The 12,814-nt window shown below is 46.9% G+C and carries 10 protein-coding genes and 1 pseudogene; 9 read left to right on the top strand and 2 right to left on the bottom strand.

Annotated features, from left to right (window positions below):
• Together Q4491_RS19510 and Q4491_RS19505 are read right to left on the bottom strand one after the other, a co-directional pair.
• A pseudogene (locus tag Q4491_RS19510) lies at positions 1-320 on the bottom strand (hypothetical protein); the annotation flags it as partial.
• A 243-nt stretch (positions 321-563) separates the two neighbouring features.
• Entirely contained in the window at positions 564-1,628 is a 1,065-nt protein-coding gene (locus Q4491_RS19505) for an SUMF1/EgtB/PvdO family nonheme iron enzyme (RefSeq protein ID WP_303460117.1), read from the bottom strand.
• A 461-nt stretch (positions 1,629-2,089) separates the two neighbouring features.
• Between Q4491_RS19505 and Q4491_RS19500 the strand changes: the two genes are divergently transcribed.
• The 9 genes from Q4491_RS19500 to Q4491_RS19460 all read left to right on the top strand — a co-directional run bounded on the left by Q4491_RS19500 (position 2,090) and on the right by Q4491_RS19460 (position 12,810).
• Complete coding sequence (locus Q4491_RS19500; protein ID WP_192016345.1) at positions 2,090-2,608, top strand: Hcp family type VI secretion system effector; 519 nt, start codon at positions 2,090-2,092, stop codon at positions 2,606-2,608.
• A gap of 62 nt (positions 2,609-2,670) precedes the next feature.
• Positions 2,671-4,773, top strand: a complete 2,103-nt coding sequence (locus Q4491_RS19495; protein WP_303460113.1) for a type VI secretion system Vgr family protein — start codon at positions 2,671-2,673, stop codon at positions 4,771-4,773.
• On the top strand, positions 4,773-5,255 hold the full coding sequence (locus Q4491_RS19490) for a hypothetical protein (protein WP_303460110.1): 483 nt from the start codon (positions 4,773-4,775) through the stop codon (positions 5,253-5,255). The genes Q4491_RS19495 and Q4491_RS19490 overlap by 1 nt, the downstream gene beginning before the upstream one ends.
• An 11-nt stretch (positions 5,256-5,266) precedes the next feature.
• The gene (locus Q4491_RS19485) at positions 5,267-6,607 is read left to right on the top strand and encodes a hypothetical protein (protein ID WP_303460107.1); all 1,341 of its coding nucleotides are present in this window, start codon (positions 5,267-5,269) and stop codon (positions 6,605-6,607) included.
• Positions 6,588-7,577, top strand: a complete 990-nt coding sequence (locus Q4491_RS19480; RefSeq protein ID WP_303460105.1) for a DUF2169 domain-containing protein — start codon at positions 6,588-6,590, stop codon at positions 7,575-7,577. Before Q4491_RS19485 ends, Q4491_RS19480 begins: the two co-directional genes overlap by 20 nt.
• Positions 7,574-8,551 (top strand): hypothetical protein, encoded by a 978-nt coding sequence (locus Q4491_RS19475; RefSeq protein ID WP_303460102.1) that lies wholly within the window; start codon positions 7,574-7,576, stop codon positions 8,549-8,551. The genes Q4491_RS19480 and Q4491_RS19475 overlap by 4 nt, the downstream gene beginning before the upstream one ends.
• Before the next feature lie 480 nt (positions 8,552-9,031).
• A complete protein-coding gene (locus Q4491_RS19470) occupies positions 9,032-10,450 on the top strand; it encodes a hypothetical protein (protein WP_303460099.1) in 1,419 nt (472 codons plus the stop codon).
• A 28-nt stretch (positions 10,451-10,478) separates the two neighbouring features.
• The gene (locus Q4491_RS19465) at positions 10,479-11,624 is read left to right on the top strand and encodes a Tricorn protease domain-containing protein (protein ID WP_303460096.1); all 1,146 of its coding nucleotides are present in this window, start codon (positions 10,479-10,481) and stop codon (positions 11,622-11,624) included.
• A gap of 67 nt (positions 11,625-11,691) precedes the next feature.
• Entirely contained in the window at positions 11,692-12,810 is a 1,119-nt protein-coding gene (locus tag Q4491_RS19460) for a Tricorn protease domain-containing protein (protein ID WP_303460094.1), read from the top strand.
• Positions 12,811-12,814 lie beyond the last annotated feature (4 nt).

Below are 12,814 nucleotides of genomic sequence, written 5' to 3'. Positions count from 1 at the left end.
CTTAAGCAACTGGCTTCAGGCGTCCAGTCCATACGGTTCTCAGTTCGGCTGGGAATATCACAAGGGGCACGAAAATCCCCCATCTCAAAACTACCGCCTTCAACAAACACCAGATTCTCGATGGCACGTACCACCACGTCGGCGGCGTTTTGTTTTTGTTCCTGGGTCGCCTCAGGGTAACGCTTTTCGATATTAGTAACTATGGTATCAAGCTGCTGTTGAGAGACGGTTTCGCTGGTGATGTTGATGGGGAAATTGTTGTCATTGCAGGCCGCTAATAATGGCAGCGTACATGCAAGTCCTAGCCTGTAAAATTTCATGCGGGCATCCTTTATTTTTAGTGCCTTAGTTTACCGAAACCCCAGAAACAAAAACACAAAACTGGTGGCTAAATCATGAAATTCACAGGTGTTTTTTGAATAGGGTTCACAATGGATAAAAAGAAATCTACTTGAAGTCCCACCCGACTGAGCCAGTAAAAGAACACAGGTTAACCAACAGATTACTCAACGCCATCAGACAAGCGATATACAAACTGCATAATTAAAGCCCCGGAAGGGGCTTTATTTATTTGTTGCAGGGACTGATTGCTGAAGAGCACAGCGGAAACTTGTGCTGTAAAAATATGTACTCTTTACTGGCACAGAATGAATCCTTGAAAAAGTCATAGTTGTTCCTCCCGCATCCCGAAGTACTTTTTCCGTCCCTTCCTTTGGTCCTTTTGGGTTTAGCTCTGGGGAGTATTCGTAGTAGTCAGGGGAGTACCAGTCCTCCACCCATTCACTGACTGGATTGGACATACCATAAATCCCTAAAGGATTCGGGGGATAGCGATCTACTTCTTTGGTATTTGTTGATGTATTTGCACCACTTTCAGTGTATTCGACGTAACGATCAATCTCGGGATCGAAATAGGCATCTTCCAAAACCTGATGGTAACCATTATTGGTCGCATAATAGTATTTCTGGCCTCGACTTCGTGCAGCATATTCCCACTGTGCCTCGGTAGGCAAGTCGAAGGGCAATGCGCTGACCTGCCCTAACCATTGACAGTAATCTTTGGCTTCCTGCCATGCTTTGGCGCTGGCGGGGTCATTTTTTTGTTCACTTACGATTAATCGTGCGTATCGTTCAGAATCCCGTTGAACAATTGACCCATCACGCGAATTATCTTTGGCCACAGGCAGTCCGTTGATTTGGCGCATCCACTCCATATCAATAAATCGCGTTTCAAACTTAGCGATTGAGTAGGCATCGAGTGTGACTTTATGGAGAAAGGCAGCCCCTGTCTCCTGACTAAACGGTGAACTCAAGCATTCAGCATCCGGAGACCAGTCCATCCGGCTGACCGTACCGCTGGGGATTTCACAAGGAGCACCAAAATCTCCCATGTCAAAACTGCCGCCTTCAACAAACACCATATTTTCGATGGCACGAACCACCACGTCGGCGGCGTTTTGTTTTTGTTCCTGGGTGGCCTCAGGGTAACGCTTTTCGATATTAGTAACTATGGTATCAAGTTGTTGTTGCGAGACGGTTTCACTGGAGATTTTGATGGGGGAATTGTTGTCATTGCAGGCCGCTAATAATGACAGCGTACATGCAAGTCCTAGCCTGTAAATATTCATGCTGAAATCCTTTGTTTTTAGTGTCTTAGTGTACCGAAATACCTAAAGCAAAAACACTGGAAAGCATAGCCAATGTTCAATTGAACCCGTATTTATTGAACCAAGTGCGCAATGAAATGAATTTGGTGATTTTGATTGAAAATTGGTCATCAATCTCAGGGCGATTTATATGCTGCGTTGTAGTCTGAAGAGCGCAGTGAATAGAAAATGGAAAAATTGAATCCGGCACAGAGTGGTGGTTAAGAGTTGTATAACGAAAATTCGTAAAGAAGTTGCTAAGAAATTAGAAAATTTTCCAAAAAGTTGGCAACAAAAATGAGTTTAAAATTCACGAAAAATCGTAACTGTTTGTTTTTGATATGTTTTTAAAGTTGGCACGGTGGTTGCAATATATTAATCATCGCAAAGAGCAGCGTTATGCTCTACTTATCTAAATGATTAAAATTTAAGGGAAAGTGATTATGCCAACTCCAGCTTATATGTCTATTCATGGTGAAACTCAGGGCCACATTACTAAAGATGCTTACACGGCAGACTCTGTTGGTAACACTTGGCAGGAAGCACACGTTGACGAATTCCTGGTTCAGGAACTGGACCATGTTCTGACTGTTCCTCGTGACCCACAAAGCGGTCAGCCAACAGGTCAGCGTGTTCACCGTCCAATTATCGTGACTAAGCAGCAAGACCGTACTTCGCCATTGCTGTTCAACGCATTGGTCAGCGGTGAGAAGCTGCCAGAAGCTTACATCAACTTCTACCGCACTTCGACTCAAGGCAAGCAAGAGCATTACTACACCATCAAACTGATTGATGCACTGCTGGTTGATATGCAAACCCGTATGGCGCACTGCCAGGATGCAGCTACCTCTGATCGTGTGGTTGAAGAAGTACTGAAACTGACTTACCGCGCCATTGAAGTGACCCACGAAGTCTGTGGTACTGCAGGTAACGACGACTGGCGTACGCCGCGCGAAGCGTAATAACGCCGATTCATGGGGGCCGGTTCCGGCCCCTTTTGTCATAGTTGTATCAGGTAAAAGTAATGAGTAATCCGGTTCAATTTTCCTTCTCTATCGAAGAAACAGAACACGAATTCCGTGTTGAAGAATTTAAGATCACCGAGCGTCTGTTTCAACCTTTTGAAATTAACGTCACATTGCTTTCACGTGATGCAGATATTGCTTTTGAGGACGTTATCCGTAAGGCAGGGGTGCTGCAACTTTTCGGTCAGGGGAGCGGTGTATCCCGTGTTTTCCATGGCACAGTCAGTGAAGCCCGCTTCCTGGGCACAGGTCGCCAGTTCAGCCGCTATGAGTTAAAGCTGGTGCCCGATCTCTGGTTTCTGACTCAGCGGCAGGACTGCCGTATTTTTCAGGATCAAACGATCAATGACATCATCGAAGCCGTGCTGGAAGAAGCTGGCGTAACCGCGGTACGTATGCTTGCCGATGCAGGCGAGAAGCAGGAGTATATTCTGCAGTATCACGAGACCGATCTGGCATTTATCCATCGCCTGATGTCTCAGCATGGACTGTGGTATTACTTCGATCATACCCACAGCGGCCATGAACTGGTGATTGTTGATAAGAATGAACTGGTCAACGCGCTGCCCAGCACTGCCGAAAACGCCACCTTGATCCCCGGCGCCGAGCAAACGCCCATCCTGTATCATGCCGACTCGGGCGGGGTGCCGGATCGCGAACATATCTTTGACGCCGATTTTGCCACCCGTGTTCATACCGGTGCGGTTTCACAAAACGACTATAACTACCTAACGCCTAAAACCCGTCTGATGGCGGACGTGCCGGAATCGGATGAAGCCGAGGTCTATACCGATCTGGCCGTGTATCGTTATCCGGGACGTTACGGCCAGCAACCTCAGGGTAAGTTACAGTCTGATTACCGCTTGTCAGCCCATAAGGTGTCCGGCACTGAGCTGAAAGCGACAACCTGTGTCATGCGGTTGATCCCCGGTTACAGCTTCCTGATGGAACGCCATCCGCGCCAGTCTCTGAACCGTGATTTCATCCTGCTGGAAGTGAAGCACGAAGGGAGCGATCCGCAGGCTCACGCAGAAGAAGCCGGTGATGAACCCACCACCTATCACAACAAAGTGATCGCATTCCCGGCCGATATGACTTACCGGGCATCGGCCTTGCCGGCACCTGTTGTGGAAGGCCCGCAAACTGCTGTGGTGGTCGGTCCGGCGAACGAAGAAATCTATACCGACAACCTGGGCCGCATCAAGATTCAGTTCCATTGGGACAGACTGGGTGCGTCGGATGAACACTCAAGCTGCTGGGTACGCGTCAGCCAGAGCCTGGCCGGTCCGAACTGGGGCGCAGTTTTCCTGCCGCGTATCGGGCACGAAGTGGTCGTCAGCTTTCTGGAAGGCGATCCGGATCAACCTTTAGTCACAGGGTCGGTTTATAACGGTCTGCATCTTCCGCCTTATGATTTGCCGCTGAAGAAAACCCGCACCACCTTGCGTTCTAAAACGCACAAAGGAGAAGGGTACAACGAGATCAGCCTGGATGATGAAACCAATCATGAAGAGCTGTATCTGCGTGCGCAGAAAGACATGTCAGTGAAGGTGCTGAATGACCGGTTTGAACAGATCGGTAATGATGACACCCTGACGGTTGCTCGCCATAAAACCAACGAGATTGGTCAGAATCAGCTGGAAACCATCAAAGGCAACAAAACCACAGAAGTGAAAGGCACCTTCACAGAAACGGTCGATGGGGATGTCACGGTGAATTACAACAGTAATGAAGCCGTGACTGTGGTGAAGAATTCGGATCTGAAGATCAATCAGAATCGCACCACTGAAATCGGCAAAAACGATGAACTGGAAGTGATGGAAAACCAGACCATTACGATCCACGGTGCCCGTCAGACTCAGGTAGAGAAAGACAATAACCTGAATGTAGAAGGGAATTCCACCCTGACAGTAACCGGGAATGTGACGTCTGATTCCAAAAGTTCGACGCAGATTATCAGTAAAGAAAAGATCGTGCTAAAAGCAGGATCTTCTCAGCTAGTCCTCAATAGTGATGGCTCGATTCAAATCACAGGCACCTCCATTTTGATTAATGGTTCAGACAAAGTGGTTGTTCAGGGCGGAAAAGTATCGGTGAACTAATGCAAAAGCAGCAGACACAAAGCCATTTAATGATTGAATCAGAAGCCGGGGTATCCCCGGCTCCTTTGCATGCCCGTTTCGGCCATATTCTGGCCATTGAAGGGGACAGTGTTCGCGTCACCTTTGATGGCTGTGATATGCCATCCGGTTTGGCTGCCAGGCTTGGCCGCCAGTTTAACCGGGTTGAGCTTGAGTTAGCTGTGCAGAATGCACTGTCGTGTCGCATTGAATTCATCGGTAATGATCCAAATTTGCCTCTGGTCACCGACATTTTCTTTTCCTTGATTGAACAGCGTGACGAGTTGGTGCTGAAAGCGAAAAACATCCGCATTGAAGCTGAAGAGCAGTTGATTGTTGCCAGTCGCGATGCCAAGACGCAATACGACGGAAAAAACAGCCGGGTGACGACCGAAGCCAAATATATCAACAGCCAGGCGGAAAAATCCCAGAAAATTCAGGGTGCAATAATAGCGATTAACTGATGGGCGCCAACATGATGATCAGCCAGATTAAGCCTGAAGTGTCAGGTTTTAGCGTATTGACGGAAGAGGATCTGCAGCAGCTGGCCGCCGCGATGAAGCAGGCGGTTGAGCGCGCTGAAGCCTCAGCACCGGGTATACAGCGTTTTGCACGAGAGAAAGCGGATAGCGCTGCTGAAGCAGTGCGTTTCCTGCTGGCTCAGCGTCATCGTGCATTAGCCAGCGGTTTGCCTGACAGCGACAGTCGTTATTATCATTTGCTGAACAGGAAACTGGCGCGGTTGATGGCCGTGTTTGTGGCGCTCTTTCGGGTTGAGCCGGGCTATCTGTATGGATTGGCTGACACGCATCCCCAAGTGCTGCTGTGGGTGTTGAGCTCAGCAGAGATTGATCCGCTTAATCCGAGCGCGGTAAGACTGTCATTGTTGCTGGCCGACAAACTGCAGCCACAAGTGTGGCTGGATACGGTTTCTCTGGCGACATCAACACAGCTTATCGAGACATTGCAGTCTGCGGCTATCAGTCAGATCCCACAGTCTGAACTGGCCATGCGGGCTTTGGTGCGCCGTCATGAACTGAATACAGAGTTCGCCAATAAGTGTATCCGGGAAGGTTCTACGAAAGTGAGCGGGATGGCCCGGCATCAGCTGGCCTGTTCAGGACACGAGGCCGGTATTAACTGGGTGATTGAACATGGCGATCCTGCTCAATCTTTATTTACTCACTTGCTGGTGCGAAAAGACAAAGTCGCCTGGCTTCGTGGTGACATCCTGCCCCAGAAAGAAGCTTTCCAACAGGTGGATGAATACGCCATTGTGAATCGCTTACCTGAATCTTTCACGCTGCCCGATTTCGCGAATGATAAACGCGCTTATCTGAAAGCGGCGCTGGCAGGTGATCCGCTCGCTGTGGAACCTATGATTGAAGCGCTTTTCAGCGCTCAGGATGAAGTAGAGCAGGAACACTGGGTGAGTGCGATTTTTCTGATTTTGGGAGAGAAAATGCCAGTTCGTGTCGCCGATTTGGGCGTGAAGTACAACGCACAGCACGCCGCAGAGTTACTGATGCACTGGTGGCAGGACCTTGAACCCGAAGCGGTACAGGTGCCCATGATGAGAATGGGCGGCTCGCTGAGCTATGCCACCAGTATCGATGTGCTGAAAAGCCCATCCATGCCAGCCTTGTTTCGTACCTGGGTCTGGCGGGATTTATGCCTCAATGGTGGCATTTATGTGCCTTATGACCCAATGGGCTGGCCGGAAAAACAACGGCGGGCCATCAATACACTTTCTAAAAACAGTACTGCATCGGAGCGGTATAACCAGAGGATGCGTGATGCAGCTGTGGGACGTTGAATCTAATTTACCTTATGCCATGAAAGGGCAGTTTGTGCGTGATCATCACGGACAGACGGTATGGGTGGTGTGTTTAAAAACCGGCTGGCAGCAGTGCGAAGGCCAGTGGCAGCCAGTACAGACGCAGCCAGAGATCTATTCAACCCCTGTGTTTGATGGTGAGCCCGGTTTCTCCGCCATGGTGGCGGATCAGGATTTTGCCGTCAGTAAAGCCAATACAGACGTGCTGGTGAAAGGTCACGCCCGGAGTCTGGGTAAGAAACCCGTTACCCGTGTGCAGTGCCGTTTGCTGATTGAAGAGCATATCGATAAAACACTGACGGTAGTGGGTGATCGGCAATGGATCACTCAAGCCGGTCAGGTAGGCGTCACTGTCCCTGCCCCTTTTATCGAGCGTCCTGTGTCTTATGCCCATGCTTTAGGGGGAGACGATCCCCGTAACCGTATTGGCTGCGGGGTTGCGAACAAAACCATGGATTTGCTGAACCAGCCTGTGCCTTCAGTGTTCTATTTGAAACAGGACTGGCAGCCAGATACCGCTAAGGTGCAACCAGCCGGTTTTGGTCCGCTGGCTGTCTTTGATGCGGCGCGTGCCCGTCTGGCGGGGACGTTTGATGACAAATGGTCAGACGAACGGCGCCCGCTATATCCTGTTGATTTTTCACCGGCGTTTTACCAGTCAGCACCGAGTGATCAGCAGACAAAAGGGTTACTGGCTGGCGGTGAGCGCATCATAGTGTCTGGTTTCAGTCATGAAGAGACGCTGTACTTTACGTTACCGCGACGTACCTTTGTCGCCGAAGCGGCGTTTGGCAGCCAAAAGCGCCTGCAAACCATGGCGCTGCATACGCTATCCGTGGATGCCGATGCTTTGACTGTCACTGCCACCTGGTCGGCTGCATTTCCTTGCCAGGGACAGGAGGCTGACTTAGTCAATACTGTTATTTCTGAACAAAAGGCTGCTGTATGAGTTTATCAACTGCTCGTTACATTCTTTGCGCAGATGCCGTCACCGCGGCGGGTTTCAACCTGGATATTTCTGTTGCCGTTGCGCAGGCGGATTTAGACATGTACGAGACCCGGGCAGTGGCAGATGACGACAGCAAAGCGACGGTTGCGCCAATCACTTATCTGGATGCTGAAGAAAACACGGCCGACAAATACTTTGCCATGCTGGCCCTGCTGGTGACCCAACTGGCGGTGAACCTGCCGGGCAGCCTGCCGCCAGCGCCGCTTTATGTGCGTATGCCACAAGCCATCACGCAGTCGCAATTGGAAAACTGGTATCAAACCTGGCGTGCTGATAGCGGCTTAGAAAAGGTACTAGGCCGGGTGGTGCTGAGTCACCACACAGAACATACGCATTTTTCTGATGTGTTAAAAAGCCTGAACGAAGAAGAAGTGGTGATGGCGATCTCTCTGGATTCCCCAATATTGGCACTGGATGCGCTCTCACAGCGTAATCTGCTGCAGACGGCTCAGCATCCCTGGGGAGTGATTGCCAGCGAGGGCGCAGCAGGGGCCGTACTGGCATCGCGCAGTCTGGTCGAAGCATTGAAATTAACGCCACAGGCCAGGTTGGACAGCTGGCACTGCGAGCAGGGTGCGGGCGAGCAATTGATGTCCAGCGCGCTGCGTAAGCAAAGCAAAGCCGTGGATGACTTTGGCTTGCTGTTCAGCGATATGACCAACCTGAGATCTCAAAATGAAGAATACGGTTTTGCCATTGGTGCCCGAGGTGAACGGCTGACTAACCCTGAACAGCTTGTGCTTAGTCACAGCCTGTGGGGGTATTTAGGCGAAGCCTCATTGTTTGCCACCCTGGCATTAGCGTTACACCACACCGATAGCCAGCGTGTGCGCAGTGTGTTCCTGTTCGGAGCCAATGACAGCCGGGCGATGATGACATTAACGCAGTCGGAACCGAACACGGCAGTCACGTAAAACGGTAACGCAATGAGCCAAAACAGAAATTATTTTTTGGCTCAATACCACAAAGTGACATTTTCAGGTGGGAGAGGCTATTAAATCAGTTGATTAGGGTATTCAATCTGATAGGGTTTTCCGCTGTACGTCTTGATGACCGTACCCAGTGTGTTCATGTACTGAACAGAGATGAAAAAAGAGCCATGCAGGGCTTATTCGTTGATCTGTTATCGCACAGCCGCCGACAGCACGAATAAGCGCACACTCGCTGCGGAGAGCGTCATCATGATGTACTGCCATTGTGGGCTGATTCAGCAACCCGATAGCCGATACACCTTCTCGCACACATTTAAACAAGGTCCGATGTTTTCATGCCCGGACACTATTCCTGGTTCACTCATGTTGGCCGCTGGTAAGCGCTTAGCTTCTCGCTGTTGTTTTCCTTCAAGCCTAACGTGGTTTAGTTTCGCCAAAGCGAAGAAAAACGAGAAAAAGTAAATGAAAAAAGTGAGATATGTAAAGGCGAATTATACGCCGCTGGAAGACATCACCCCGTTGCCCCGCAATGTGGTCAATCAACCGATAGAACCCGTACCAGAGCACAAACTGGTGGTGGAACTGGCGGGACAGTGGCCTGGGAACAGCGCTTATTTGCGACTGGCAAAAACGGATCTTCAGAGCGAGAAAATTGCGAAACCTCGTGCGGATGCCAAACATGAACACTGCAGTTTGGCTGAGTTTAAAGGCCTCGAGAATGAAGCAAAAAATTTATACCTTGTGATTCCATCGCGCGTTTATCCAAGTCCTATCACGCTTCTGCTGGCTGAAGGCTTGATGCCAGTAGAAAAAGAAACCGAATTGGACGAGTGGGAAACTGTTTTGGTGCCAGCAGTGCCCATGTATTTCACAACAGAAGATAACGATCCGGCGCAAGCATCGCTTTATGAGTCGGGATATCTTTACATTTTACTCGATGGAAAACTGTGGCGCGAAATTCAGGTCACTGAAAAAGGCTATTTCAGCGAGGTGAATTTGACGCTAGGCACAAACAAAAATAAGTCAAAAGCATCAGTCGTAGAAAGGCATGTGGACATTACTTTGGTCAGTGAAGAGTCAGGGGCACGTTATTCGTATGAGCCTTATGAGATTAAGCAAGATGGTAAAACAGTGTTTTCCTCGGTGCTGGATGGCTCAGGTATGGCCCGTGTTTTTGGCCTGACGGCTGAAGAAGTAGACATCGTCCTGATTGACTATTTGCCGGTCAGGACCTTTACATTAGCCACTAAGGAAAGCCCAAAGAAAGGCGGCCGGGCGGTATTACGTGAGGCCGAAGGGCGGGAAATGCCGCATATCTGGCTTCCCTATAAAATCAATGGTGAAGAAGTGCCGCTGCATGCGATTTTTTGCAGCCAGCAGCAAACGGAAACACAACTCTCTCAGCTCGAGAATGAGTATGCAGAAAATGCAACCGAAATTACGGGGTTGAATACATACAGTCAGGATAAAGCATTCACTGATACAACAGCGGCGATACAAGGTTTAACTGTGCCAGAATCACTCAACTCAGATTCTGTGAAATACAATCTGATCAATAATCAGGTCGACAAGAACGTTGCTGCCGTATATCTCAATCCCCCTCTGCCAGAGATTCGGTTTACTTATTATGCGCACCCTCAGGTTGATCAGCCTGATGATTTTTTTGAATTGTCTGACACTGAAAACGAATGGTCGCAAAAAGTGTACTTAAGAAGTTGTGACTTTATTGACAAGAAACATCGGATGATTCGGTTCTCCGGTTGGCCAAGTGAAGTGAAAAAAGTCACATTGAGCCGAACCAATAAAGGCAGCGAAGACTTTGATGAGATTGAACCTGTGATAATTTACAAAGATGTAGATATCACCGAACTATTAAATTAAGACGTTGGCGAAAGAAAGAATGATTACTATGAAAAAAAGTATGAAATCAACACTGAAACTCAGTTTATTGACAACTCTACTCCTTATTGGTTGCGGGCAAGATAAAGCCACTGTAGAAAGTAATCAACCAGAAAAAGAGCTGTCAATTGTAGAGCAAAAAAATGCCCAGGAATGGGAAGATGGCCGGATTTACATTACCGAACATAATTATGTTCGATACCAGGATAACAACGGAAAACCCCGTCACTATGTCTTTAAAGCCAAAGAATGGCCGCGCGAAGACTTAGACAATGAAAGCTCTTATGATTTACCTCGTATTGTCTTCCGCTGGGATAATGGTGAAGGTGAAACAGATGATTATTATGAACGGAAAGACAAGGTCTGGAGTATCAAAACGGACGGGACTGACTTGCGGTTAGTTGCGGATGAATTTGATGGGGAAGTAAGGGTGATGCGAATGTCACCTAATAATCGATATTTAGCAATTAGCTACTCAACTTTTGATGGAATATATAAAGTCATTAAAGACTTGAAAACTAATGAATATATAGAATTGGGTCGAAGGTATGGTCGAAAAGACTTGTTATGGTCAGAGAAAAGCGACTATTTGTATTTTTATGAAGGAAGAAAAAGTTTTAAGTACAATGTTTTAACCAAAAAAATCGAAGATGTTGATGTGCAATTCAACCAATATTCAGTAATCAGTAATGAGAATAGGTTTGTTGTAAATGATTTTGGTGTCGCTGTATATGATGAAAAAGAAAATGCTTTATTATACAGCATTGGGTTAGAAGAAACCTCTGATACTGTTAATGAATATGATTTGAGAAAAAGAGGGGTTAGTCCAACAGGAAAATATGCTTGGGGAGAGTCTTATAAGTATCGTTTTTTGATTGATGTGGAAAATAGAAAGATTGACAGAGAGGAAATCGATCGCTCTAAGCCAGGAGACTATGAAAAGTTGAATATTTTAAGCTTAGACGCAAAATTCGCTCGTAGTGGAGGTGCAGCTAAGGTTTTCTTATTTCATCTTGACGAAAACAAAAAGATTAAAGATTACCATACTTGGAGACAAATAGGTTCTGGACACAGTGCAACTGAACCATCGCTATATAATGCATTTGCAAATGATGGTAATTTCGAAAAAAATGATGTTCACAGTGATGCTAGTTGATGCGTTATAATTTTTTACTAATTACTACCGCTTGGTTGGAAACGAATAGATAGGAAAATATAAATCTATGAAAATTATAACAATAATCAGTATTTTGACAGGTTTGCTCCTTGTCGGTTGTGGGCAAGATGAAATCACTGTTGAAAGCAAACAACCAGAAAAAGAGCTCTCAATCGTAGAGCAAAAAAATGCTCAGGAATGGGAAGATGGCCGGATTTACATTACCGAGCATAACTATGTTAGTTATCAGGATAATAACGGCAAGCCAAAGTACTATGTTTATAAAGCGAAAGAATGGCCGCGCGAAGACATAAATAACGAAAGCTCCTATGATTTACCTCGCGTTGTTTTTCGTTGGGATAATGGCGCTAGAGATAGCTCATCGGAAGAAGATTATTATGAAAGAAAAGACAAAGTATGGAGCATAAAAACGGACGGGACTGATTTACGACTTGTTGCAGATGAGTTTAAAGGCAAAGTGCGTTTAATGAGAATATCCCCGAATAATCGTTATTTGGCTTTAGCGTATGCCAATGATAGAGGCATGTTTAAAGTGATTAAGGACCTGAAAACTGGAGAATATATTGAGCTGGGTAAATCACGTGGCCATCCAGAATTTTTATGGGCAGAGGACAGCAGTTATCTTTATTTCACAGATCAATGGCAGAACTGGAAATATAATCTATTGACATTAAAGATAGATGAGGTAGATGTTCAGTATAATGAATACTCAGTCATCTACGATGGGAAAAGATATGTACTGAATCAATTTGGTGTGGTTGTGTATGATGAAGAAACCAATTCACGATTATACTCTGTGGGAGTTAATCCTGATGAAAGTTCTCTGAACACATATGAATTTATAAAACGTTCAATTAGTCCGACCGGGCGATTTGCTTGGGGGGAAAGCGGTAGTAAGCGTTTTCTAATTGACACACACAATAAAACATTTAGTTCTGAGAATAAAGAAAGTACAGGAATTGGTAAATATCAATATTTCGAAATCATTGGACTGAATGCTAATTACGTTAGGTATGGTTCAGGAAAAACAGTTTCATTTAAATTAAACGATAATAAACAAATCGACGATAACTACAAATCTTGGGTGCAAATCGCTACTGGTCATAGCGCTACAGAACCTTCTCTTTATAATGCTTTTGCAAACAGCGGCAGTTTTGAAAAATAGGGAA

This window comes from Photobacterium sp. 2_MG-2023 (assembly GCF_030547675.1).
Classification (GTDB): domain Bacteria; phylum Pseudomonadota; class Gammaproteobacteria; order Enterobacterales; family Vibrionaceae; genus Photobacterium; species Photobacterium arenosum.
This window is presented reverse-complemented; position numbering and strand designations above follow the sequence as displayed.

Excerpts from the sequence above, each read along its gene's own strand:
- Q4491_RS19465 (WP_303460096.1), top strand. The coding sequence starts at position 10,479 with ATGAAAAAAAGTATGAAATCAACACTGAAACTCAGTTTATTGACAACT.
- Q4491_RS19485 (WP_303460107.1), top strand. The coding sequence starts at position 5,267 with ATGATGATCAGCCAGATTAAGCCTGAAGTGTCAGGTTTTAGCGTATTG.
- Q4491_RS19500 (WP_192016345.1), top strand. The coding sequence starts at position 2,090 with ATGCCAACTCCAGCTTATATGTCTATTCATGGTGAAACTCAGGGCCAC.
- Q4491_RS19475 (WP_303460102.1), top strand. The coding sequence starts at position 7,574 with ATGAGTTTATCAACTGCTCGTTACATTCTTTGCGCAGATGCCGTCACC.
- Q4491_RS19470 (WP_303460099.1), top strand. The coding sequence starts at position 9,032 with ATGAAAAAAGTGAGATATGTAAAGGCGAATTATACGCCGCTGGAAGAC.
- Q4491_RS19480 (WP_303460105.1), top strand. The coding sequence starts at position 6,588 with ATGCAGCTGTGGGACGTTGAATCTAATTTACCTTATGCCATGAAAGGG.
- Q4491_RS19495 (WP_303460113.1), top strand. The coding sequence starts at position 2,671 with ATGAGTAATCCGGTTCAATTTTCCTTCTCTATCGAAGAAACAGAACAC.
- Q4491_RS19460 (WP_303460094.1), top strand. The coding sequence starts at position 11,692 with ATGAAAATTATAACAATAATCAGTATTTTGACAGGTTTGCTCCTTGTC.
- Q4491_RS19490 (WP_303460110.1), top strand. The coding sequence starts at position 4,773 with ATGCAAAAGCAGCAGACACAAAGCCATTTAATGATTGAATCAGAAGCC.
- Q4491_RS19505 (WP_303460117.1), bottom strand. The coding sequence starts at position 1,628 with ATGAATATTTACAGGCTAGGACTTGCATGTACGCTGTCATTATTAGCG.